At 66.2% G+C, this 22,313-nt stretch carries 21 protein-coding genes; 16 read left to right on the top strand and 5 right to left on the bottom strand.

Annotated features, from left to right (window positions below; all coding sequences use genetic code 11):
• The first annotated feature begins 28 nt into the window (after positions 1–28).
• Positions 29–496: an Lrp/AsnC family transcriptional regulator gene (locus tag ACFFDA_RS06485; RefSeq protein ID WP_404477137.1), complete on the top strand. Its 468-nt coding sequence runs from the start codon at positions 29–31 to the stop codon at positions 494–496.
• Positions 497–578: 82 nt separating this feature from the next.
• Here the strand turns inward: ACFFDA_RS06485 and ACFFDA_RS06480 are convergent, their stop codons facing one another.
• Entirely contained in the window at positions 579–1,502 is a 924-nt protein-coding gene (locus ACFFDA_RS06480) for a 3-keto-5-aminohexanoate cleavage protein (protein ID WP_404477135.1), read from the bottom strand.
• A 579-nt stretch (positions 1,503–2,081) separates the two neighbouring features.
• Here ACFFDA_RS06480 and ACFFDA_RS06475 point away from each other — a divergent pair.
• The gene (locus ACFFDA_RS06475; RefSeq protein WP_404477133.1) at positions 2,082–4,592 is read left to right on the top strand and encodes a TonB-dependent receptor; all 2,511 of its coding nucleotides are present in this window, start codon (positions 2,082–2,084) and stop codon (positions 4,590–4,592) included.
• A gap of 81 nt (positions 4,593–4,673) precedes the next feature.
• On the opposite strand, the gene ACFFDA_RS06470 is transcribed toward ACFFDA_RS06475, so the two are convergent.
• Positions 4,674–5,429 carry an SDR family NAD(P)-dependent oxidoreductase gene (locus tag ACFFDA_RS06470; RefSeq protein WP_404477131.1) on the bottom strand — a complete coding sequence of 252 codons (756 nt, stop codon included), beginning with the start codon at positions 5,427–5,429 and terminating at the stop codon, positions 4,674–4,676.
• A 155-nt stretch (positions 5,430–5,584) separates the two neighbouring features.
• On the opposite strand from ACFFDA_RS06470, the gene ACFFDA_RS06465 reads away from it, so the two are divergent.
• From ACFFDA_RS06465 to ACFFDA_RS06430, 8 genes are all read left to right on the top strand, one after another.
• Complete coding sequence (locus ACFFDA_RS06465; protein WP_404477129.1) at positions 5,585–7,930, top strand: membrane-bound PQQ-dependent dehydrogenase, glucose/quinate/shikimate family; 2,346 nt, start codon at positions 5,585–5,587, stop codon at positions 7,928–7,930.
• Positions 7,930–8,694 (top strand): SDR family NAD(P)-dependent oxidoreductase, encoded by a 765-nt coding sequence (locus ACFFDA_RS06460; RefSeq protein WP_404477127.1) that lies wholly within the window; start codon positions 7,930–7,932, stop codon positions 8,692–8,694. Before ACFFDA_RS06465 ends, ACFFDA_RS06460 begins: the two co-directional genes overlap by 1 nt.
• Positions 8,695–8,701: 7 nt before the next feature.
• Complete coding sequence (locus tag ACFFDA_RS06455) at positions 8,702–9,109, top strand: nuclear transport factor 2 family protein (RefSeq protein WP_404477126.1); 408 nt, start codon at positions 8,702–8,704, stop codon at positions 9,107–9,109.
• Between the two features lie 13 nt (positions 9,110–9,122).
• Positions 9,123–9,533: a nuclear transport factor 2 family protein gene (locus ACFFDA_RS06450; protein WP_404477124.1), complete on the top strand. Its 411-nt coding sequence runs from the start codon at positions 9,123–9,125 to the stop codon at positions 9,531–9,533.
• A 112-nt stretch (positions 9,534–9,645) separates the two neighbouring features.
• Complete coding sequence (locus ACFFDA_RS06445; protein ID WP_404477122.1) at positions 9,646–11,439, top strand: FAD-dependent monooxygenase; 1,794 nt, start codon at positions 9,646–9,648, stop codon at positions 11,437–11,439.
• Positions 11,436–11,786: a hypothetical protein gene (locus ACFFDA_RS06440; RefSeq protein WP_404477120.1), complete on the top strand. Its 351-nt coding sequence runs from the start codon at positions 11,436–11,438 to the stop codon at positions 11,784–11,786. The genes ACFFDA_RS06445 and ACFFDA_RS06440 overlap by 4 nt, the downstream gene beginning before the upstream one ends.
• Before the next feature lie 51 nt (positions 11,787–11,837).
• Complete coding sequence (locus ACFFDA_RS06435) at positions 11,838–13,100, top strand: aromatic ring-hydroxylating dioxygenase subunit alpha (protein WP_404477119.1); 1,263 nt, start codon at positions 11,838–11,840, stop codon at positions 13,098–13,100.
• Between the two features lie 39 nt (positions 13,101–13,139).
• A complete protein-coding gene (locus ACFFDA_RS06430) occupies positions 13,140–13,565 on the top strand; it encodes a nuclear transport factor 2 family protein (protein WP_404477117.1) in 426 nt (141 codons plus the stop codon).
• A gap of 16 nt (positions 13,566–13,581) precedes the next feature.
• Here the strand turns inward: ACFFDA_RS06430 and ACFFDA_RS06425 are convergent, their stop codons facing one another.
• From ACFFDA_RS06425 to ACFFDA_RS06415, 3 genes are all read right to left on the bottom strand, one after another.
• Positions 13,582–14,529: a hypothetical protein gene (locus ACFFDA_RS06425; RefSeq protein WP_404477116.1), complete on the bottom strand. Its 948-nt coding sequence runs from the start codon at positions 14,527–14,529 to the stop codon at positions 13,582–13,584.
• The gene (locus tag ACFFDA_RS06420) at positions 14,529–15,455 is read right to left on the bottom strand and encodes a hypothetical protein (RefSeq protein WP_404477114.1); all 927 of its coding nucleotides are present in this window, start codon (positions 15,453–15,455) and stop codon (positions 14,529–14,531) included. Before ACFFDA_RS06420 ends, ACFFDA_RS06425 begins: the two co-directional genes overlap by 1 nt.
• A 93-nt stretch (positions 15,456–15,548) precedes the next feature.
• Entirely contained in the window at positions 15,549–17,180 is a 1,632-nt protein-coding gene (locus ACFFDA_RS06415) for an FAD-dependent monooxygenase (RefSeq protein ID WP_404477112.1), read from the bottom strand.
• Positions 17,181–17,467: 287 nt separating this feature from the next.
• On the opposite strand from ACFFDA_RS06415, the gene ACFFDA_RS06410 reads away from it, so the two are divergent.
• From ACFFDA_RS06410 to ACFFDA_RS06385, 6 genes are read left to right on the top strand one after another with little or no spacing between them, the layout of a single operon-like run.
• The gene (locus tag ACFFDA_RS06410) at positions 17,468–18,226 is read left to right on the top strand and encodes an SDR family NAD(P)-dependent oxidoreductase (RefSeq protein ID WP_404477110.1); all 759 of its coding nucleotides are present in this window, start codon (positions 17,468–17,470) and stop codon (positions 18,224–18,226) included.
• A 60-nt stretch (positions 18,227–18,286) separates the two neighbouring features.
• Complete coding sequence (locus ACFFDA_RS06405; protein ID WP_404477108.1) at positions 18,287–19,045, top strand: SDR family NAD(P)-dependent oxidoreductase; 759 nt, start codon at positions 18,287–18,289, stop codon at positions 19,043–19,045.
• Between the two features lie 13 nt (positions 19,046–19,058).
• The gene (locus tag ACFFDA_RS06400) at positions 19,059–19,445 is read left to right on the top strand and encodes an EthD domain-containing protein (protein ID WP_404477106.1); all 387 of its coding nucleotides are present in this window, start codon (positions 19,059–19,061) and stop codon (positions 19,443–19,445) included.
• 10 nt (positions 19,446–19,455) lie between these two features.
• Positions 19,456–20,469, top strand: a complete 1,014-nt coding sequence (locus ACFFDA_RS06395) for an NAD(P)-dependent alcohol dehydrogenase (protein ID WP_404477105.1) — start codon at positions 19,456–19,458, stop codon at positions 20,467–20,469.
• Between the two features lie 38 nt (positions 20,470–20,507).
• The gene (locus tag ACFFDA_RS06390) at positions 20,508–21,731 is read left to right on the top strand and encodes a phosphotransferase family protein (RefSeq protein WP_404477103.1); all 1,224 of its coding nucleotides are present in this window, start codon (positions 20,508–20,510) and stop codon (positions 21,729–21,731) included.
• Positions 21,731–22,231 (top strand): hypothetical protein, encoded by a 501-nt coding sequence (locus ACFFDA_RS06385; RefSeq protein WP_404477102.1) that lies wholly within the window; start codon positions 21,731–21,733, stop codon positions 22,229–22,231. The genes ACFFDA_RS06390 and ACFFDA_RS06385 overlap by 1 nt, the downstream gene beginning before the upstream one ends.
• Positions 22,232–22,313: the final 82 nt, after the last annotated feature.

Raw genomic sequence — 22,313 nt, 5'->3', positions numbered from 1 at the left:
GCCAATTTCGTGCTATTGAAGATGGATCATGCCAAAGCGTATCCTTGACTCGGTAGATCGTCGCATTCTCGCGGAGCTTCAGTCCGATGGCCGCGTCACCAATCAGGAATTGTCGGACCGCGTCGGACTGTCCCCTTCGCCATGCCTGCGCAGGCTCAAGCAACTGGAAGCCGACGGCGTCATCACCGGCTATGTCGCCCTCGTCGATCCGGCCGCAGTGGACCTTCCGGTAACCGCCTTCGTGCGCATTCGCCTCGACCAGCAGGACGACCGCCACCTTGCCATGTTCGAGCGGGCCGTGACCGAATTTGCGGAAGTCATGGAATGCTACCTTATGACCGGCGAGGCCGACTACCAGTTGCGCGTCCTGGTGCCTTCGCTCGGCGCGTTCGAGGACTTCCTGCGCTTCAAGCTCACCAGGATCGACGGCGTCTCGCAAGTGACCACCAGCTTTGCCCTGCGTCCCGTGGTCTACCGCACCAACCTTCCGGTCTAGGTCAATCGACACTCGGCTCGGGCGGCCTGCAAATGGCGCTTTGCCCCGCTCGCCCAACGCGATGCGAGCGGGATTCCCGATCTCAGAACGCGACTTTGTCGCCGCCCTTGAGCGCGAGGATTTCGCGGGCTTCGGCCGGCGTCGCGATCTCGCCGCCGAGCCCTTCGATGATCTGGCGCACCTTGCTGACCTGCTGGGCGTTGGTCTGGGCCAGTTGCCCCTTGCCGATCCACAGCGAGTCCTCGAGCCCCACCCGGACGTGCCCGCCCATGCTCGCCGCCATCGCCGCGACCGGCATCTGGTTGGCGCCGGCGGCCAGCACCGACCAGCGGTACGCGTCGCCGAACAGCCGGTCGGCGGTGCGCTTCATGTGCATCACGTCTTCCGGGTGCGCGCCGATGCCGCCGAGCAGGCCGAAGCAGGTCTGGATGAACAGCGGGCCCGACACGAGGCCCTCCTTCCAGAAGTAGTGCAGGTTGTAGAGGTGGCTGGTGTCGTAGCACTCGAACTCGTAGCGGGTGCCGGTGGCGTTCAGGGTTTCGAGCGCATAGCGGATGTCCTTGAAGCTGTTGCGGAACACCAGGTCGTGGCTGGCCTCGAGCATCTCGGGCTCCCAGTCGTGCTTCCACTCCCGACCCTTCTTGAGCATCGGGAACAGGCCGAAGTTCATCGAGCCCATGTTGAGGCTGGCGACTTCGGGCTGCCAGGTCTGCGCCGGCTTCACGCGGTACTCGACGGGCATGTAGGGCGAGGCGCCGGTGGTGATGTTGACCACCACGTCGCTCGCCTGCTTGATGACCTGGAGGAAGGGCGCGAAGTCCTCGGGGGTATGGACCGGCTTGCCCGTCTCGGGGTCGCGGGCGTGGAGGTGGACGATCGCGGCGCCGGCCTCGGCGGCCTCGAGCGCGCTGCGGGCGATCTCCTCCGCCGTCACCGGCAGGTAGGGCGACATCGAGGGCGTGTGGATCGAACCCGTGATCGCGCAACTGATGATGGTCTTGGCCATGTCTATCCTCTCCGGCGTCGATTTTCATGCCGCCCGGGCGGCCCACGAAAGGGTCGCATGCCCGGTGACGGTCGACCTGACCTTGGATAAAACTGTCCATACGGTCAAGTGTATCCATTGCACATACCGCATCGACGGACGCCGCAGCAGCCTGAGAACCTTTCGGAATGCCCATAGACCCCTCAGAAACACCTGGATTCGGTCCGCACCTGCCCTTCCCGGCATCGCCCCCCATGGCGCGAATCCGACAGGTACACCGAACATCACTCGGACACCCGCCACCAATTTATTGACCATATAAATAGCGCAGCGCTCGCAGAGTGCTCTATCGCAGGAGAGAACAGGCAATTGGCGACAGGATCTACCCATGTCGAAAATGTTCAATTTTATGACAATATATCAATATCATAAATAATATAATGCGCTGAAAAACGCGAAGCAGATCCGTCGGTATCCGGGAAAATCCGGGACAGCCGATTAATCGGTTGACGCAACAGGACCAATCACTAGAATTCCAATTGGTCAATTTAAGCAATCGACACGACGAGCGCAAAGTGCCGTCAGATGGGGAGGATAATCATGAACACACGCCTGAAATCCGTATTGTTCGCAAGCAGTTCCGCGCTGCTGGGCCTTGCGCCCGTGTCTGCACAGGCCCAGGAAAGCGAGAGCGCCGCCGCACCCGCGGCCACCACCAACGAAATCGTCGTCACTGCCAACAAGCGCGAGCAGAGCCTCAGCGACGTCGGCTCGTCGGTCAGTGCCGTCGGCGGAGAGGCGCTCGAGGTCCAGCACATCTCCAACATCGCGGACCTTGCAAAAGTCACGCCGGGCCTGACCTTCGCGCCCACGCCCAACGCCACGCCCGTCTATACCATTCGCGGCGTCGGCTTCTACGACAGTTCGCTGGCGTCCTATCCCGACGTCGCCGTCTACATGGACCAGTTCCCGCTGGCACTTCCGGTCATGTCGGGCCTCACCGGCTTCGACCTGCAGCGCGTCGAAGTTCTCAAGGGACCGCAAGGCACGCTGTTCGGCAACAACGCCACCGGCGGTGCGATCAACTTCGTCGCCAATACGCCGACACCTACGCTCGAGGCCGGCGCGGACTTCAGCTATGGCCGCTTCAACACGATCGAGACTTCCGGCTTCATCAGCGGTCCGATCACCGAAACGCTGGGGGGGCGCCTCGCCGTCAAGGCAGTGAACGGCGACGGCTGGCAGAAAAGCTATACCCGCGATGACCGAAACGGTCGCCTCGACACGATCGCCGGCCGCCTGATCCTGGAATTCGAACCCACCAGCGCCTTCAAGGCCTCGCTCAACCTCAACGGCTGGCGCGACCAGAGCGAGCCACAGGCGCCGCAGCGCATCGCCTTCGTGCCGCAGAACGACGTGTCCGGCCCGCCCGCCATCGCGCCCTTCACTTATGCCGCCGCGCCGGTGCCCTACGCCCAGGCGACCTATCCCAATGCCCCCCACAACGCCCGTGCTGCCGACTGGTCGACGGACTATCCCCCGAGCCAGGACAACCGCATGCTGCAGAGCCTGCTGCGCATGGACTACGACATGGGCGGCATCACCGTGACCTCGCTCAGCGGCTACACCGACCTCAAGTTCCAGAACACCACCGAAGGCGGCGGCACGGCCCTGCGCGATCTCGATTTGCGCGACGACAGCGGCCACATCAAGAGCTTCACCCAGGAAGTGCGCATCGCCAACGATGCCGGCAACAGCCTGCGCTGGGTGATCGGAGCGAACTACGAGCGCACCAAGGTCAACGAAGTGACCTGGCTCGCCTATACCGATACGAGTTCGACTTACGTCAACGGCATCGTCAACAGCACTTACGAAACGCGTCAGACGATGAAGAACTACGCGGCTTTCGGAAACGTCGAATTCGACGTGACCGACCAGATCACGCTGAAGGGCGGTATCCGCCAGACCAAGGCCAAGCGCGACGCCTACGCTTTCAACGGCGACCTCCCGCAATTTCCGATTCTCGCATCCGACCAGACCTTCGGGGGGACTCCCGGCGTTACCCTGGCCAACTTCTTCAATGCGGTCTACGGCTCGCTCGGTCCGCTCTACGGCGGCCCGGGATACCAGATCCCCACCATCGCGCCGGGCGGTTCGATCATCCTGGACACGCGCGGCCTGGTGCTCGGCGATCCGGCCTCGAACGACCCGGTCGACCCCAGCACGTTCCTGACCGCGACGACCGTCAACACGAAGATCAGCGAGAACAGCACGTCCTGGCTGGTCGGCGCCGACTTCAAGCCGACCGACGGCCTGCTCATCTACGCCAACGTCTCGAAGGGCTACAAGGCCGGCAGCTTCCCGCATCTGTCCGGCGCGATCTTCGATGCCTATGCTCCGGTGAAGCAGGAATCGATCGTCGCCTACGAAGCAGGCTTCAAGGCGGAACTGATGGACCGCCTGCTCACCATCAACGGCGCGGCGTTCTACTACGACTACAAGAACAAGCAGACCCGCGCGAAGTTCGTCGACCCGATCTTCGGAGCGCTCGACAAGCTGCTCAACGTGCCCAAATCGACGATCAAGGGCGCGGAAATCGAAGTCACCGCACGACCCGCCACGGGGCTTTCGATCAGTGCCTCGGCCACCTATCTCGACGCTAAGGTCGACAAGTACACCGGCGCGGTGGGTCAGACGGCGATCAGCGGCGTGCTGGTGCCGGTCAACGCCTCGTTCAAGGGCGTCGAGCTGCCGTTCTCACCCAAGTGGCAGTACGCCATCCGGGCGGACTACTCCTTCCCGATCGGTTCCGCCCTGGACGGCTTCGTCGGCCTCGGCGTCAATGGCCAGAGCAGCGCGGTTTCCTCGCTCGTGGTGCCGGGTTCCACGACTTTCGGGGCGACCTCGGACCTCTACGACATCAAGGCCTATACCCTGGTCAATGCGAACCTTGGGATCAAGTCCTCGGACGGAAAGTGGAGCGCATCGATCTGGGGCAAGAACATCTTCGACAAGTATTACTGGAGCAACGCGACGCAGGCCTACGACACTTTCGTGCGCTACACGGGGCGGCCCGCCGAATATGGCGTGTCGATCGGCGTCAACTTCTGATCGAACCGAACCTACCCTCCTGAAAAAGCCCGGGAACCTCGCGGTTCCCGGGCTACTTTTTGGCCGGTTCGATGGCTGGCGTCAGATCGAGGTGTGTCCGCCGTCGATGGCGAAGGACGCGCCGGTCGCGAAAGACGCCTCGTCCGACAGGAGCCAGCGCACGGCCCCGGCGATCTCGGAAGGATGGCCGAAGCGGTTCATCGGGTGGACCGCGGCCAATGCGCCTTCCAGCCCCGGATCGACCGCCATCGCCCCCTTGAGCATCGGCGTCAGGGTGCCCCCCGGCAGTACCGCATTGATGCGGATGCCCTTCGTCGCGTAATCGATCGCGGCGCCACGCGTGAGACCCATCGCCCCGGCCTTGCTGGCGCAATATTCGCTGCCGTTCGGGAAGCCCACCATCGCCGAGGTCGAGACGATGTTGACGATGGCGCCTCCCTTGTCGAGCATCGCCCGGATCTCGTGCTTGTTGCACAGGAACAGGCCACGCAAGTTGACCGCGTGGCAGGCGTCCCATTCGCCGAGTTCGATCTCGTGGAGGGCCTTGCCACGCTGGGGAACTCCGGCGGCATTGCAGGCACCATCCAGCCTGCCGAAGCGCGACGCTGCCGTCTGCGTCATGGCGCTCACCGATGCCTCGTCGGCAACGTCCACCCGGACGGCTTGCGCGGTCCCGCCCGCCTCGCCGATCGCCGCCGCGACGGCTTGCGCCTTGTCCGCGTCGAGATCGGCAACGGTGACCAGGCAGCCAGCCTCGCCCAGCATCAGGGACACCGCTTCGCCGATCCCGCTGCCGCCGCCGGTGACGATGATGGATTTTCCTTCAAGGCCTTTCACTGCTCTTCTCCCGCATGCGCGTGTCCGCAAGGGAACTGCCCTCGACCGTCGACCTGCATGTCACTTCTAATATTGACCAAACGGTAAACTTAGTCCAGCCTCGACAAAACGATCGGGGAAAGAGGATGATGCCTGCACGGGCGACCTGGGCCACAATGGCTCTGGGGTTTACGGTGATCGTCGCAGGGCTCGCCCTGGCCCTGGGCGGCGCGCAACTCGCGTGGCTGTCGGGTTCGACATATTACCTGATCGGCGGCGTCGCGCTCATGGTCGCCGGTGCGTTGGTATGGGCGAGAAAGGCCTTGGGCGGGCATGCCTATGCCGCGTTCCTGGTCGCGACGGCGGTATGGGCCTTCGCCGAAACCGGCTTCTCCCCATGGCCACTCACCGCCCGGCTGCTTGCCCCCGCACTGCTGGGCGTGGTGTTCCTGCTGCCCTCCCCGCATCGCCTGCTTGGCACCGGCGCGCGGCTTGCGGGAAGCAGCGGGCTCGTCGCCGTCGTTCTCGTCACGGGCGCTTTCGTGGTCCGGGACAGCCACGATATCCGCAACAACGCCGCTGCCGAGGGCCTGGTCGCGAGCGGCAACCCCGGCGCGGCGGGAGACGAATGGACCTCCTGGGGCGGAGACAAGGGCGGGAGCCGCTTTTCCACGCTCGCACAGATCACCCCGGCGAACGTCGGCGACCTCCGGCCCGCCTGGACCTTCCACACCGGCATCGCCTCCAACCCGGCCACCGGCTATCTCTCGACCACGCCGCTGATGGCCGATGGCAAACTCTTAGGGTGCGGGCAGGACAACTCGGTCTTCGCGCTCGACCCCGAAAGCGGCCGCGCGATCTGGCGCTTCGACCCCAAGGTTCCCGCACGCGGATCGTCGGCCGTGCGCACCTGCCGGGGCGTCGCCTTCGCCCGCACCGCGGCGCAAGGCCCCTGCGCGGCGCGGGTGGTGACGGCGACCTTCGATGGTCGCCTGCTCGCGCTCGACGCGGCGACGGGCACGCCCTGCAGCGGGTTCGGCGACAAGGGCACCGTCGACTTGTTCGCGGGCATGGGCCAGGTCCAGCCGGGCTTCTATTACTCCAGCGCCCCGCCGACGATCGCGGGCGGGCGCATCGTGATCGCCGGGTGGGTGGCGGACAACCAGAGCAACGACGAACCGTCGGGCGTCATCCGCGCCTACGACCTCACCACCGGGGCCCTGGCCTGGGCATGGGACGCGGGCAATCCGTCGAACGCGCGCGGCCCCGCACCGGGCGCCCACTATTCGCGCTCGACCCCCAACAGCTGGGCTCCGATGAGCGCGGACGAAGCGCTGGGCCTGGTCTATGCCGCCACCGGCAACCCCACCCCCGACCACTACGGCGCCCGGCGCACGCCTGCGAGCGAGCGGTACGGATCGGCGGTCGTCGCGCTGGATCTTGCCAGCGGCGCCGTGCGCTGGTCGTTCCAGACGACGCACCACGACCTGTGGGACTACGATGTCCCCGCCCAGCCCAGCCTCTTTGCCATGCGGCGTGACGGGCGCAGCATCCCGGCCATTGCCATTCCCACCAAGCGCGGGGAAACCTTCATCCTAGATCGGCGTACCGGCCGACCGCTGGTCCCGGTGGACGAGCGCGCGGTGCCCGTCCGGGGGGCCGTGGAGAAAGTCTCGGCGACCCAGCCCTTCTCGCGCTTTCATTCGATGGCGGGGCCCGACCTGGGCGAACGCGACATGTGGGGCCTCACCCCCTTCGACCAGCTCTGGTGCCGCATCCGCTACCGCCAGCTCCGCTACGAAGGCAAGGCCACGCCCCCCGGCACCGATGAGGCGCTGATCTATCCCAGCATCGGCGGCGGCATGAATTTCGGCGGCGTGGCAATCGATCCCGTCCGACGGATCCTGATCGCCAATGCGCTCTACTACGGGACCGTGATCCAGCTCGTGCCGCGCGCCGAAACGGATCGGCTGCTCGCGCAAGCCTCGTCGCAGAGCCACGCCGTCACCAATTTCGACCTCCCCCAGCCTCAGGCGGGCACCCCCTTCGGCGTGCGCCTCAAGCCTCTGGCATCGCCACTGGGCGTGCCGTGCAACGCGCCGCCATTCGGCCGGCTGGCGGGGGTCGACCTCGATACCGGCAAGGTCCTTTGGCAACGCCCTTTCGGCACCGCGCGCGACGCCGGGCCTTTCGGGATGAGCCTGGGCCTGCCGATTCCGATGGGCGCGCCCAACTTCGGCGGTGCGCTGACCACCGCCAGCGGCCTCACCTTCATCGGCGCCGCGCGCGAAAAGACCTTGCGCGCCTTCGCGACGCGCACGGGCGAGGAGCTGTGGTCCGCCCGCCTCCCCGCGAGCGCCCAGACCATGCCGATGACGTATCGAGGCCCGCGCTCGGGCTGCCAGTTCGTGGTCACGACCGCGGGCGGCCACAACATGCTGCAATCGCCGCTGTCGGACAGCATCGTCGCATTCCGCCTGCCCGGCTGCCCGGGCCAGGCCAAGAAGGGAGAAGGATCGTAATGAACAGGCTCGAAGGAAAGGTCGCGATCGTGACCGGCGGCGCGTCCGGCATCGGCGCGGCGGTGGCCCGGCTTTTCGTCGCCGAGGGTGCACGGGTGCTCGCCTGCGACATCCAGGACCCGCTCGACGCCGGGCTGCGCACGCTGCTGGCGGACATGCCGGACAAGGTCCGCTTCACCCGCTGCGACGCTTCGAACGAAGGCCAGGTCGTCGCGGCAGTCGGCGTGGCGCTGGAGGCATGGGGCAGGCTCGACGCCGCCGTCGCCTGCGCCGGTGTTCCCGGACAGGGCAGCGACATCGACCTCGCGGTGGACGAATGGGATCGCATCATGGCGATCAACGCGCGCGGCGTCTTCCTGCTCACCAAGCATTCGCTGCCCCCCATGATCGCGGGCGGCGGCGGGTCGATCACCAACATCTCATCGGCCTACGGGGTCGTCGGCGCGCCCGGTTTCGCGGCCTATTGCGCCTCCAAGGGCGCGGTGCGCACGTTCACCAAGTCGACCGCGATCGAGCATGCCCGCCAGGGCGTGCGGGCCAACTCGATCCACCCCGGCGTCATCGAGACACCCATGCTGCAGGGCATCTTCGATGGCACTGCCGACCCGGAGCAGACCCGCGCCGCCTTTTCCGCCCAACAGCCCAACGGCTTCAACGGCGCCCCGGAGGACATCGCCTGGGGCTGCGTCTACCTCGCCTCGGACGAGGCGCGGTTCGTGAACGGGGTGGAACTGCCGATCGACGGCGGCCTTCTGGCGGGATGAGACGGACATGACCGAAAACGCACGCATCGCCGCCGATCTCATGGGCACGTTCGGCATCGACATGGAGCCCTGGTGGGCCATCGCACACGACGAGCTCGTGCTCGAATTCCCCTTCGCGCGCTCGATCGGCATGCCGGAGCGGGTCGAAGGCAAGGCAGCGTCCCGCACTTATCTGGAAAAGGTCGTGTCCGGGCTCGACGGCCTGCACTTCACCGGCATCGACGCCCGCGAGACCGGTCGCGAGGGGGAGGTCCTGGTCGAATACCTTGGCCAGTGCCCCGCCCCGAACGGGACTTACGACCAGCGCTACATCACCATCATGCGCTTTCGCGACGGGCGCCTCGCCCTGTTCCGGGAATATTGGGACACGACCGAAGTGACGCGCGCCTTCGGCGACCTTGCCGCCGCATTCTGAGGAGACCGACGAGATGACGACCAACAAGGACCGCGCACTCGAAGCCTGCAGGCTGCTCTCCGAGCGCGATCTCGACACTCTTTTTGCCAATTTCGACGAGGCGGGGACATGGACCATGCCGTTCCTTGCCGATCGCTTCGCCTTCGCGGGAGAGCGCGACAAGGCGGCGATGCGCGCCCTTCTCGAGCAGTTTCTCGGCGGTTTCGACCATTTCGAATTCACCGTGGAGCATGCAACCGCAGAAGGCGACACCGTGGCGATCCAGGGCGCCTCGAAGGGCACCGGCCCCGGGTCGGCGCGCTATCTCAACACCTACCACCTGTTCTTCACCTTCCGCGACGGCAAGGTGTTCAAGGTGCGCGAACTGTTCGATCCTTATCAGGTGGAGGCTTATGTGGCGCAAGTCGAGGCGCAAGCTGCGTAAGCTTTAACTTGACTAATTGGTCAGCTTAGCCATTCTGCAGATGTGGCCGGGGCGCAAAGATCCCGCCGCGCAACCGGCCACACGATGCCGCGCCGATGGAGAGGTCAGCGAAATGAAACGAATTGAAGTCCCGGTCCTGATCGTCGGCGGCGCGGGCTGCGGCCTGGCCAGCGCCAACTTCCTCGGCCGGCTGGGCGTGGAATGCCTGGTGGTCGAACGATATCCGGCCACCTCCCCCGCGCCCAAGGCCCATTACCTCAACCAGCGCACGATGGAGATCCTGCGCGAGGAAGGCCTGGCCGAACATATCTACGCCAGTAGCACGCCGGCACAGAACATGGCGCGTGTGGGCTGGTACACCAGCCTCGGCGGTGACGGTCCGCTCGACCGCAAGCGCATCGGCATCATCGACGCGTTCGGCGGCCATTCGCTCAAGGACGCCTACGAGGCGGACAGCCCGGTCCGGTCCGCCAACTTCGCGCAGATGTACATCGAGCCGCTTCTGCTCGACCACCTCGCGACTTACCCCACCTCGCGCATCGCCTTCCATCAGGAACTCAGGAGTTTCGTCCAGGACGACGACGGGGTCACCGCGACGATCGAGGACCGCGGTTTGGGCGAGACCTACGAGGTCCGCGCGCAGTACATGATCGCAGCGGACGGAGGCCGGCTCGTCGGGCCTTCGCTCGGCATCGAGATGGACGGGATCGAACGGCTCATCGACATGGTCACCGTCTGGTTCGCGGCCGACCTGTCGGAATACATCGAGGACGAATCGGTGATGATCCGCTGGTTCACCAATCCCGAAAAGGGCGGCTCGTGGGGCAGCGGCGTGATGGTGGCGCTGGGCCCCAAGACCTTCGGCGCCGGCAGCGAGGAGTGGCTGATGCACTTCGCCTTCCGGCCGGGCGAGGCCGGACCGCTCGATGCCACGACCGCGATCCCGCAGATCCGCGAACTGCTGCGCCTGCCGGACCTCGACCCGAAGATCATCCGCATGAACGACTGGAAGGTGCAAGGCGTGCTGGCCCGCGAATATCGCCGGGGCCGGGTGTTCCTTGCCGGCGATGCCGCGCATCGCCATCCGCCGACCACGGGGCTCGGCCTCAACAGCGCCATCCAGGACGCGCACAACCTGGCCTGGAAGCTGGCGGCCGTGATAAACGGCACGGCGGGCGACACCCTGCTCGACAGCTACGAGGCCGAGCGCCGGCCCGTTGCGGCCAACAACGTGGCCTGGGCGATGATGACCTTCCAAAACCACCTGACCATCGATTCCGCCATAGGCCTGATGCCCGGCGTGCCGGTCGAATTCAACATCGGTGCCTACCACAAGCTGTTCTCCGAGACCCCCGAAGGCGCGGCGAGACGGCAGATGGTGTCCGAAGTGATCGGCACCCAGCGCGCCGAATTCCAGGCCCACGACATCGAGATCGGCTTCCGCTACGATGCCGGCGCTCTCGTTCCCGACGGCACCGAACCGCCGCCGCGCGGCCTGCTGGGCGATGTCCACGTCCCCACGATGCGCCCCGGCCATCGCATGGCCCACGTCTGGCTCGACGGACCGGACGGGCAGGTATCGACTCTCGACCTCGCGCGGCTCGACCGCTTCTGCGTCTTCGTCGACGGGCCGGCGAATGACTGGGCGGCTGCCGTCGCTGCCGCCGCTGCGGCAAGCGGGCTGACGATCGATCTCGTCACGGTGGGCGAAGGCGCCGACTATACGACGCAAGGCGATCGCTGGGCCCAGGTATCGGGGCTTCAGCGCGGCGGCGCCATCGTCGTGCGCCCCGACCAGCACGTGGCCTGGCGTAGCGCGGTGCCTGTCGGCGATGCCACGGCGACCCTGCTGGACGTCATCGCTACCGTGCTCGGCCAGCGCATGAGCGAGACCCTGGCGGTATGAGCGCCGCGGATCTCTCGCTGCCGCCCGGGTTCGAAGCGCTCGAGCCTTACGTCGCGTACTGGGCGACGGCGCGCACGCAGGAGCGGCGCGAACGGCGCGAGGCCGCCTCGATGGCGGCGATCGAGGAGTTCTACTCGGCCATGCTCGCTCTTGCCCCCGAGGCGATCCGCAGCCTCGAGGGGCGCGACATGGAAGCGCTCGAGGGCGCGGAACTGCGGCTCATGCACCTGCTGCTGGCGCTCGCCCACGTCTCGATGGCGACCGAGTTGCACCGCCAGCCGCGCGCGCCCTTCACGCCTTATCCGCACCACGTAAGGTTGGTGGAGGCCCCTCGAATACTCGGATAAACACTGGGATAGCCACTTGGGACAGGCCGAAAACGGCGAAGGAGAGGAACCATGAACGACCAGGTCGCCGATTTCCGGGCGGAACGCACCAACCTTACCGAACTGGCAGGGCTCGATACCGCCCCCGTCAGCCTCGAACCCTATCGCTCCCAGGCCTGGTTCGAGAGCGAGGTGGCACAAGTCTTCAAGCGCGCCTGGCTGTGCCTCGGCCGCGAAGAACGGATCGGCGCGCCCGGCGACTATTTCGTCCAGACCATCGAGGTCGCCAGGGCCGACGTGCTCGTCACCCGCGCCAAGGACGGCCGTATCCGGGCCTTCCACAATGTCTGCTCCCACCGCTCGAACAAGATCGTGCTGGAGCGCGAGGGCAATGCGTCGCGCTTCGTGTGCCGCTACCACAACTGGACCTATCGCAACGACGGCGAACTGGTCGGCGTGCCGGACCAGAAGAACTTCTTCGACCTCGACCGCAAGGCCTGCGGGCTCACGCCCCTGGCCTGCGACACCTGGGAGGGATGGATCTTCGTCAACCTGCAACCCGAGCCGGAAGTTTCGCTGGACGAGTTCCTCGGCGAGTTCGGGCGAATCTACACCGGCATCCCCTATCCCAATGCCGACAAGTCGATCCTGTTCGTCTCGCACCTCAAGGCGAACTGGAAGGTGATCGCCGATGCCTTCGCGGAAACCTACCACATCCCCGCGATCCATCCCGAGACGATCGGGGCCACGTTCGCCAGCAACGAAAACCCCTTCGCGCGGCCCATCAGCGCACAGACCTGGGGACCGCATCGCTCGGTCTCCACTTACGGGAACCCGGAGTACGCACCGCCGACGGGCTCCCAGGTGGAGCGCCTGTTCTACAGCAACATCGCCACCGGGAACGTCCTGTCCGCCGCCAGCCTCGAGGATACCGAGGTCTTCCGCCGCCACCCGGCGATCAACCCGACCAAGTCGGCGAGCTGGGCGGTGGACGTGACGTGGCTGTTTCCGAATTTCCAGATCGACGTATCACCCGGCGGCTTCTGGACGCATCATTTCTGGCCGGTCAGCCAGGACGAGACCCGCTGGGAAGCACGGTTCTACATCCCCGACGCGTCCGACGTATGGAGCCGACTCCAGCAGGAGCATTACATCGCCCGCCTGGGGGAAATCCTGCTCGAGGACGTCGGCAATACCGAAAGGACGCAGGAAGGCATCGCCTCGGGCGCCAAGGACACGATGCCGCTGCAGGACGGCGAGGTGATGATCCGACATTCGCTGCACAACCTGCGCAAGTGGATCGACGCGCCGAGCGTGCGCGAAGCCCTCGCCTGACGCACAGACGCCCTCAACGATGCAAGGAAATTCCCGGATATGAGCGAATTCGACAAGGCCCTGAGCGATCGCAACGTCGCCAACGCGCAAAGGCTGATGGCCCTGTTCGGTCACGACATGCCGGCGTTCTGGGCGATGGTCTCACCCGCGCTGCACATGGAGCTGCCGTTCGCGCCGACCGTGCGGCTGCCCGAGGTGCTCGAAGGCGAGGATGCCCTGGGCATGTTCCGCACGGCGGCCGAAGTCTTCGACGTGAAGTTCAATTCCGTGGAAGTGACGCCGCTCGCCGATCCCCACCGCGTCCTCGTGGAATATCGCGGCTATGGCGAGCCGGGCGGCGTGGTCTACGACCAGCGCTACGTCGGCGTCCACGAATATCGGGACGACAAGCTGGTGTTCTACCGCGAGTATTTCGATACCGGCGTGGTGACGAACGCGCTGGGGGCGTATCTGCCGCCGGCGTGACTCATTCGCTGCGTGCTCAGTACGCTCCCGTCGCGCGTACATGTTCCAGGTAGGCGATCGGCCAGCCCATCTCCATCCAGCCGCTGCCCGCATGGCCGTCGATGCTGACATGCGCCGCGCCTTCGTTCAGGACGAAACTGGCCGAGGCGGGCAGCGGAAACACCCCGAAGACTTCGGCCTCGACCCGGGTGGCGCGACCCAGTTCGTCCACCACGTCGCATTGGAACGCCGTCTGGTCGAGCCGTGCATCACCCTGCCAGTCGACGTCGAGGCGAGTGATCTCCGCCATCACGCCGTGCTTGTAGACGTACCCCCTGATCTCCCTCTTGCCGAGAGCATGGAACTCCCAGAAATGCACAGCGAACCCGTCTCCCGACTGGCACTGCAGCCAGCGGTAGTAGTGCAAGGCATCCCAGTCCCGTCGACCCCAGCTATGATCGCGGTGACCGCTGGTGACGAAATCGATGGTGCGTTCGCCGATCGTCAGCGTTCCGGTCACGCGGCCGCTCTGTTCGATGCGGTCGTCGGCCGCGTAGGCGGGGCAGCCGTCCTTGTGGCTGGAATAGGCATAGGGCGGGTGGAAGGCCTCGTACGTGAAGGCGATATGCGCCTCCTCGCTCTCCCAGGCGATCTCGGCGCGGTTGAACGCGAGGTCCTGGCGCATGGTGAAACCATCGATGCGCCAGTCGTCGAAGCCCATGGTGTCGGCCACCTTGCGGTCGGGCAGACGTACCGCGATCGGCGCGCGGCCAAGGCCCCTGCCCCAGATGCCCATCGCCGCGCCGGCCTCGCCGTCCTTGTTGACCCAGGTATAGGTGAACAAGGCGATCTCATGCTCGGGTATCACCACGCAATAAGGGATCGATTCGCGCATCAGCGGCAGGCCGGGCAGGCGGTGACGTCCGTCGTGCACCGGGTCGATGGCCATGGCGGGACGCGCGAGCGCCTTGTTGTCGAACGCCATCAGTCCTCTCCGTTGCCGGCCCAGGGAAAGCGGAAGCCGCATTCGCCCAGGCCATAGCCCCTGGTTCCGTCGGCGAGCGTGTATTCCATCATGTGCTCGGTCAGCACGAAAGTATCGAACGGGAAGCTCCAGCGGTAGAGCGGGCGGGCCGTGAAGGCGTGGACGTCGCCATCGGCGTCGGTCACCCGCCAGTCCATCGCCTGCAGGGTCATCTCGTCCGCCTCGTAGACGTTGCGGTCCTCTATCTTCGCCACCGGGATCCACCGGCCGTCCTTGCCGACCATCCTGATGTAGGCATGGTCGCCGTTGGTGGAGATGCCGTGCGTCGCGACGATGGCCAGGCCATTGTCGAAGATCGGCCAGGCCAGCCGGTAGTGGCGCATGAAGTCCCAGTTGCGCGGGCCCACGGCGATGTCGCGGAAGCCCTTGCCGTCGATCGGAATGACCTCGCCATCGGCAAGGGTGATCGTGCCGGTGACGCGACAGGTGCCTTCCATGTGGACGTGGGCGATCTCCTTGGCGAAGGCATCGTCCTCGCCGGCGGCGCTGAGGTGGATGGCGTCCTGCATCGGCAGGATCGCATCCCACGTCAGGTCGACCTTGAAGTCGCGCTCGTCGAAGGTGATGTGCGCCTTGCGCAGCGGTTCGAGCGAGCGGGCCCGCATTCCGGCGATGTCCAGTCCCTCGCCGATGCCAAGCCGCGCGGGGGTGTAGGGCAGGTTCATGTTGAGGCGGGTGAACAGCGGCTTGCCGTCCCGGAAGAACGCGAACCAGCTATTCGCCTCGCTAAGGTTCTCGAGGATGCCGACGCGGATGAAGCAGCCGGTCTGGCGGGCCGGGTCGTAGAAGTTGAAGTAGACGCTCTGGTTCCAGCGAGGGTGGTCGTTGGCCTGCCAGTATTCCTCGGGATTCTTCTCGATGGTCAATGGACCCCTCCTTTTTCCTTCGCCTGTTTCCGGCGTTTCGTTCCAGACACTTCCAGTCCCTCCGGCTTTCGGGAAGGGCTTGCCCGCAAGCGGTCAGGACGCCGTCTTGCGCCCGCAGACCAGTTGCAGCAACTGCCCACAATCGGCCGGCAAGGCATCGCCGCGCCAGGCGACGTGCTGGTCGGGCCGCACCAGCACCAGGTTGCGCTCGTAGATGCCGCGCAAGTCCGGCCTGCCCAACCGCAACACGTCGAGCGGCACCGCCATCGCCGCCGCCGCTTCCTCCAGCCCGGACGTATCCGTATCGTCCAGCGCGACGAGCGTGAAGAACATCCCCAGCTTGTCGAACAGCGCGGTCCCGTCGGCGAGGAAGACGTGCGGCAAGCGGGCGCCCGGCCATGTCGAAGGCGCATAAGTCAGCGGATCGATCGGGGGGGGCGCCCCTTCGTGTGCCACCACGGGGGAACCATCGTAGCGGTAGCCGAACTCGACGCCCCAGCTCTCGTTCTCGGCATTGCCGAGCGCGGCGATCCTGGCCGCCACCTCTGCACGCCGCGCGTCGCCCTCGGGACCGTCCGCCTCGAGGTCGCCGGCCTCGAGGTAGATCATGGTGATCTGCTGGCGAACCGCCATGTGCCGGCGCGAGGCTTCCAGGTGCCACCAGGCGGTCGGCCGCCGTTCGGCATCGTAGGCGTCGAGCAGCCCCTCGCCGCCCCAGCCCTGTACGTTGGCGGCCAGCGCCCACGACAGCGCCGCGGCATCGGCTATTCCCGAATTCATGCCGTAGCCGCCGGTGGGAATGAACTGATGGGCGCTGTCGCCGGCCAGCAGCGTGCTGCGGTCCCGGTACTTTTCCGCGACCACGAAGTGCGCGAACCAGGGGTTGGCCTGAAGCACCTCGTACTCGAACGGCCTGCCGACCCAGCCTTCGAGCACGCCCTGCGGCGTCATCTCGTCCGGGTTCATGCCCGGCAGCAGCCAGGCCTGCAAAGTGTAGATGTCGTGGTCGTTCTGCGCGATGATCGTGCCCAGCCCCGACTGGAGGTGGTAGATCGGACCCCAGCGCTGGAGCAGTTCGCGATCGTCGGTGCGGAAGTGGACCATGTAGGCCCCCGCGACGTTCTCCTCGCCCTCCAGCGCGATGTCCAGATTGCGGCGCACCCGGCTGCCACCGCCGTCGCAGCCCGCCAGGAAGCGGCATCGGATCGTCTCGCTGACGCCGCCCTGCGAATCGACGATCTCGGCGGTGACGCCGTCCGCGCCGTTCTCGACGATGCGCTCGAAGCGCGTGCCGAAGCGCACGTCGATCAGCGGATGGGCATCGATCGCTGCCTTGAGCACCGGCTCGATCTGGATCTGGCTGACGCGCAAGGGCGCCTGCGCGCCGTGGCTGCCGTCGTTCTCCTCGCGGATGATCCGGGTCTTCTCGGTGGCGGACGGATAATGAAAGCGGAACAGGTCGTGCCCTACCATCGAGGTGATCCACAGGATGTCGAAGGCGTTCTCGCGCGGGACGCCTGCATCGCGCAGCGCCTCGTCGAGGCCGAGGCGATGGAACAGCTCCATGCTGCGACCATTGGTAAGGTCCATCTTGGGATGACGGGTGGTCGCCGGGTTGCGCTCGACCAGCAGGGAGCGAACCCCGTAGCGCGCGAGGTTGAGCGCCAGGGTCATGCCTACGGGTCCGCCGCCGGCGATCAATACCGGCACTTCAGTCTGCGTCATCCACTCTCCCCTCGCTTGATCGCATCGTCTCGATGCCGCGACGGCCGCTTGGAGCTCATCGCCTGACTTTATTAAACCATATGGTCAGCTTTTGCGATATCAACGCTTCGCCGTCAACCCGCAAGATTCGCGCCCGATTCATCCATAATTAAAGCCATTGCTATCAGACGCAGGAAATTTTCGACACTTACGGGCTTGACATTTATTGACCGTCTGGTCTGTTTATACCCAAGAACACGGGCCGAACGGCCCCCGGCTCCGGCCGGACAGGAGCAGAGGATGAAGCGATGCGGGAACCCCGCGGACGGCTGTCCGGGAAAGTTGCGCTGATTACCGGCGCGGGCAGCGGCATCGGCGCCGCCCACGCCCGCCTTTTCGCAGCCGAAGGCGCGCGCGTGGCGCTCACCGACATACGCCCGGACGCGGCGCAGACGGTCGCCGCGCAGATCCGGACGGCAGGCGGCGAAGCCATCGCCGTCGCACACGACGTCGCGAGCGAATCCTCCTGGGAAAGCGCCGTCGCGCAGACGGTGGAGGCCTATGGTGCCCTGACCACGCTGGTCAACAATGCCGGGCTCAACCACATGTACGGGGTCGAGGACGAGACGCTGGCGGGCTGGAACCACATCGTCTCGATCGACCAGACCGGCACGTTCCTGGGCATGCGCGCGGCCCTGCCGCACTTGCGCGCGAGCGGCAACGGATCGATCGTCAACATCTCCTCGGTGCTGGCGATGATGTCGACGGTGACCTGCTTCTCGTTCCACGGCGCCAAGGCGGCGATCCGCGGAATGAGCAAGGCCGCCGCGCAGGAATATGCCGCGCGCGGCGTGCGGGTGAACTCGATCTACCCGGGCATGATCGACACCCCCCAGCTCGACACCATGCTGCCCGAGGAACGCGAGATGGTGCGCACCTCGATCCCGATGAAGCGGATCGGCAATCCCGACGAGATCGCGCGGTGCTCGCTGTTCCTGTGCTCGGATGACGCGTCCTACGTGACCGGCGCGGAACTGGTCGTCGATGGCGGCCTGTTCCCGGGATGACCTGCAATCGGCCCGGACCAGTCCGGGCATGGGAGAACGAACAATGCTGAAAGCCACACCATGCTGAAGAACAAGGCGATCCTCATCACCGGCGCGGCCTCGGGCATCGGCCGCAAGTGCGCCGAGGTCTTCGCCGGGCACGGCGCCCGTGTGCTCGTCACCGACATGAGCGTGGAGGCAGGCGAGGACGTCGTCGCAGGCATCCGCGCACAGGGCGGCGAGGCTTCGTTCCAGCGCTGCGACGTCACGGACGAGGCGAGCGTCGCCGCCGCCGTGGATACCGCGGTGGAACGCTACGGCAGGCTCGACGGGGCGATGAACAACGCCGGCATCGAGATGCGCAACAAACCGGTCCACGAGCTGACCGCACAGGACATCGCGGCGGTCATCGGCGTCGACCTCGTCGGCGTGTTCTACTGCCTCAAGCACCAGTTCCGCGTCATGAAGGACAGCGGCGGCGGTGCGATCGTCAACACCGCCTCCTCGTCGGGCCTGCGCGGACAGGTCAACGCCTCCGACTACGTCGCGGCCAAGCACGGCGTCGTCGGGCTGACCAAGGCGGTGGCGTGCGACGGCGGACCGCTCGGCATCCGCGTGAACGCGCTGTGCCCCGGGCTCATAATGACGCCGATGGCCAAGGACCGCCTGATGCAGGACCCGGTCTTCTCGCAGGCGCTCGACGGCCTGCGCCAGCGCCACGTCATCGGGCGTTTCGGCGAGATGGAGGAAATCGCCAACGCGGCCACCTTCCTGCTTTCCGACATGTCCTCGTTCATGACCGGCTCGCCGATGATCGTCGACGGCGGCTATTCGATCTGAAGGAAGCGACACGATGATAAAGATGGTCGTCGAAGTGTGGAAGAAGCCGGGCATGACCGACGAGCAGTTCGGGCAACGCTGGCTGGTCGAACACGGCGCGCTGGTTCGCCGGCACGCCAAGGCGATGGGCTTCGTGCGCTACGTCCAGAGCCACAAGCGCCTCTCCCCCGAGATCGAGGCTTTCGCGCAGGGGCGCGGCTGGAAAGGCCCGCCCGACGGGCTGACCGAAGTCTGGTGGGAAAGCGAGGACGCCATGCAGGCCGCGCTGGCGACGCCCGAGGGGATCGAGGCCAGCCGCCTGCTCCAGGCGGACGAGGAGCAGTTCATCGATGCTCCGCGCATCAGCGCCTTCCTCGCGGACGAACGCACGATCTTCGACTACACTGCCGCACAGGGATGAGGATTCGCCGATGAGCGACAACCGCAAGTACGTCATCACGCCCGGTCTGGGGATCGAGGGCCTGCGCCTCGAACGCGCTGCCGTACCGCGTCCGGGCCGCGGGCAGGTGCTGGTGCGGATGAAGGCGTTCTCGCTCAATTTCCGCGACCTGCTGATGGTCGACGGGCATTATCCGGGCGGCACCGCCGATGCCATCGTACCGCTGTCGGACGGCGCCGGCGAGATCGCGGAACTGGGCGAGGGATGCACCCGATTCGCAGTGGGCGAGCGCGTGTGCCCCATCTTCATGCAGAGCTGGATGGCCGGCCGGATGACTGATGCCGACGGCGCCACGGCACTGGGCGGCGCGATCGACGGGGTACTCGCCGACTACGTCGTCGTCGCTGAGGCCGGACTGGTGAAAGCGCCCGCGCATCTCGATTTCGCGCAGGCCGCCACGCTCCCTTGCGCCGCCGTCACGACCTGGAACGCCCTCTACGACAAGGAACCGATCACGCCCGGCAGCACCGTCCTGGCGCTGGGCACGGGCGGCGTCGCGATGTGGACCCTGCAGCTCGCGAAGGCGGGCGGCGCGCGCGTGGTCGTCACCTCGTCCAGCGATGCCAAGCTCGAACGGGCGGCGGCGATGGGCGCGGATCATGTGGTCAACTATGCCGCGAACGCCGAATGGGGCCGCATCGCCCGCGGCTTCACCGAAAACGGCATCGACAAGGTGGTCGACAGCGCGGGCCCGGGCACCATGGTACAGTCGCTCGCCTCGGTGCGGCGCGGCGGCGAGATCGCCATGGTCGGCGTCCTCGCACCGGGCACCATCGACCCCATCGCGATCCTCGTCGGCGGCGCGCTGGTGCGCGGGGTCATGGTCGGCTCGCGGCGGCATTTCGAAGACCTCGTGACGGCGCTCGAAGCCCACGCGATCAGGCCGCTGATCGACCGCACGTTCTCCTTCGAGGAGGCCGCCCACGCCTACGAATACCTGCGCACAGGCCAGCACATGGGCAAGGTCGTCATCGAGATGACCTGACCCCACGACGCCAACGATAGAAACCGACTGGGAATAGAATGGCTGAGACAATGCATCACAGTTTCGACATCCGGCAGAATCCCGATGCCCATTTCCTTGCGCAAGTGCGTGCGCGCTTTCCGGTCGAGGCGGAGATCGACCGCACGCTGAGCCGCAAGATGACGCAGCGCGCGACCGGGCGGGCTTACGCTGCGCATTCGCTGGAGAGCCTCGTGGCCGGCACCGCCAACCTGGTGCGCGCCAACGTGGGCGACGATTTCGCCATCACCAACGCGCGCTGGCTCACCGGCGGCGCCTCGAAGATCCAGGTCGCCTTCGACCTCGACTGGCACGACGGCAACGTCCGCCGCAGCGAACCGATGGTGCTGCGCATGGAGCCGGCGGAATCGGTGGTCGAGACGAGCCGCAAGCGCGAATTCGAACTCCTCCAGGCGCTCGACGGCGTGGTGCCGGTCCCACCCTGCTTCTGGGTCGACGACACCGCCGAGCACTTGCCGCACCCCGCGCTGATCTATGGCTTCGCCCAAGGGGTGACCAAGCCATCCGACCTGCCCTCGCAGCAGGTCACCGGGATCGGACTGAACTACGGCCCCAGGCTGCGCGCGCCGATCACCGCGCAGTTCATCGAGCACATGGCGCGCTTCCACCGCATGGGCGCCGAACTGGCACCCCGGCTGCCCAGCTTCGACCGCGTCGAGGTCGGCTCCAATGCCAGCGTCATCCGGCTCGTCAACTGGTGGCGCCGGGTGTGGGAAGAGGACCGGGCGCAGGACGAACCGCTGATGACCGTCGCCTACGATTGGCTGATCGCGAATGCCCCGCCGATCGACCACGTCTCGCTCGTCCACGGCGACTGCCGGGCTGGCAACTTCCTGTTCAACGAGAGCGATGCCCGGATCACCGCCTGGCTCGACTGGGAACTGGCACTGCTGGGAGACCGCCACCAGGACCTCGCCTGGTCGATGATGGACCCCTACCGCCATTCGAGCGAAGACGGCTCCGTCGAACTCATCAACGGCATGCTGCCCTACGACGACTACATCGCCGCCTACGAGAAGGCATCCGGCCTCGTCGTCGATCCCGCCAGGCTGGCCTATTACCGGGTGCTGTGCAGCTACCTGTCGGTCTCCATCTGCCTGGGCACCGGCTACCGCGTCGCGAAAGGCGCCAAGACTCACCAGGACATCGTCGTCGGCTGGCTGGCGATGATCAGTTACCCGATCATGGAACAGTTGCGCAGCACCTTGCAGGAGGCACTCTGATGGTCCCCGACCCCGATCTGCAGCTCCAGACCGTCATCAAGGCGCTGCGCGAGTCCGTCCTTCCCGCCATCCCTCCGGGCGAGAAAGTGGCGCACGAGCAACTCCACCTCGCGATGGCGACGCTGGGCATCCTGCGCGGCCATCTGCCGATGACCCGGCGTTTCCTGCGCGGCCTGTCGCGAGACGCCATCGACCTGGCGGAGGCCCTTTCGCGGCTCACCGCGAGCCAGGCACTATCGGGACCACGCACCGCGCTGGAGGCGGCGCTCGCCGACCCCGCCCTGGAAAACCAGGAGATCGAGGCCGCACGCTCGCAACTTATGGAGAGCATCTGCGCCCTGCTGGAAAGCATCGAACCGGACCTTGCGGCGCAGGCTCGGCGGATCGTCCTCGAGGCCAGCGCGCTGCCGATCGAGCGGCAACGGGCCTGGTTCATCGGCTCCGGCTTCGAATCGGCGCCGGGCAACATCCGCCCCATCGCCACACTGCTGGAAGCCTAGCGACTGGCGGAGGGGTCTTCTTTTTACCCCTCCGCCATCTCCGCTTCCTTTCCCGGTCGCCGGGACGGGCGTACCCTTGTCA

The organism is Novosphingobium sp. BL-52-GroH (assembly GCF_044813085.1).
Classification (GTDB): Bacteria; Pseudomonadota; Alphaproteobacteria; order Sphingomonadales; family Sphingomonadaceae; genus Novosphingobium.
The sequence above is the reverse complement of the archived record's forward strand: the minus strand, read 5'-3'. Positions and strand labels throughout refer to the sequence as shown.

Bases quoted from the DNA above. Each gene is read 5' to 3' on its own strand.
- ACFFDA_RS06405 (WP_404477108.1), top strand. From the start codon at position 18,287: ATGCTGAAGAACAAGGCGATCCTCATCACCGGCGCGGCCTCGGGCATC.
- ACFFDA_RS06435 (WP_404477119.1), top strand. From the start codon at position 11,838: ATGAACGACCAGGTCGCCGATTTCCGGGCGGAACGCACCAACCTTACC.
- ACFFDA_RS06485 (WP_404477137.1), top strand. From the start codon at position 29: ATGCCAAAGCGTATCCTTGACTCGGTAGATCGTCGCATTCTCGCGGAG.
- ACFFDA_RS06410 (WP_404477110.1), top strand. From the start codon at position 17,468: ATGCGGGAACCCCGCGGACGGCTGTCCGGGAAAGTTGCGCTGATTACC.
- ACFFDA_RS06460 (WP_404477127.1), top strand. From the start codon at position 7,930: ATGAACAGGCTCGAAGGAAAGGTCGCGATCGTGACCGGCGGCGCGTCC.
- ACFFDA_RS06425 (WP_404477116.1), bottom strand. From the start codon at position 14,529: ATGGCGTTCGACAACAAGGCGCTCGCGCGTCCCGCCATGGCCATCGAC.
- ACFFDA_RS06475 (WP_404477133.1), top strand. From the start codon at position 2,082: ATGAACACACGCCTGAAATCCGTATTGTTCGCAAGCAGTTCCGCGCTG.
- ACFFDA_RS06465 (WP_404477129.1), top strand. From the start codon at position 5,585: ATGGCTCTGGGGTTTACGGTGATCGTCGCAGGGCTCGCCCTGGCCCTG.
- ACFFDA_RS06445 (WP_404477122.1), top strand. From the start codon at position 9,646: ATGAAACGAATTGAAGTCCCGGTCCTGATCGTCGGCGGCGCGGGCTGC.
- ACFFDA_RS06395 (WP_404477105.1), top strand. From the start codon at position 19,456: ATGAGCGACAACCGCAAGTACGTCATCACGCCCGGTCTGGGGATCGAG.
- ACFFDA_RS06415 (WP_404477112.1), bottom strand. From the start codon at position 17,180: ATGACGCAGACTGAAGTGCCGGTATTGATCGCCGGCGGCGGACCCGTA.
- ACFFDA_RS06400 (WP_404477106.1), top strand. From the start codon at position 19,059: ATGATAAAGATGGTCGTCGAAGTGTGGAAGAAGCCGGGCATGACCGAC.
- ACFFDA_RS06440 (WP_404477120.1), top strand. From the start codon at position 11,436: ATGAGCGCCGCGGATCTCTCGCTGCCGCCCGGGTTCGAAGCGCTCGAG.
- ACFFDA_RS06390 (WP_404477103.1), top strand. From the start codon at position 20,508: ATGGCTGAGACAATGCATCACAGTTTCGACATCCGGCAGAATCCCGAT.
- ACFFDA_RS06385 (WP_404477102.1), top strand. From the start codon at position 21,731: ATGGTCCCCGACCCCGATCTGCAGCTCCAGACCGTCATCAAGGCGCTG.
- ACFFDA_RS06450 (WP_404477124.1), top strand. From the start codon at position 9,123: ATGACGACCAACAAGGACCGCGCACTCGAAGCCTGCAGGCTGCTCTCC.
- ACFFDA_RS06455 (WP_404477126.1), top strand. From the start codon at position 8,702: ATGACCGAAAACGCACGCATCGCCGCCGATCTCATGGGCACGTTCGGC.
- ACFFDA_RS06480 (WP_404477135.1), bottom strand. From the start codon at position 1,502: ATGGCCAAGACCATCATCAGTTGCGCGATCACGGGTTCGATCCACACG.
- ACFFDA_RS06430 (WP_404477117.1), top strand. From the start codon at position 13,140: ATGAGCGAATTCGACAAGGCCCTGAGCGATCGCAACGTCGCCAACGCG.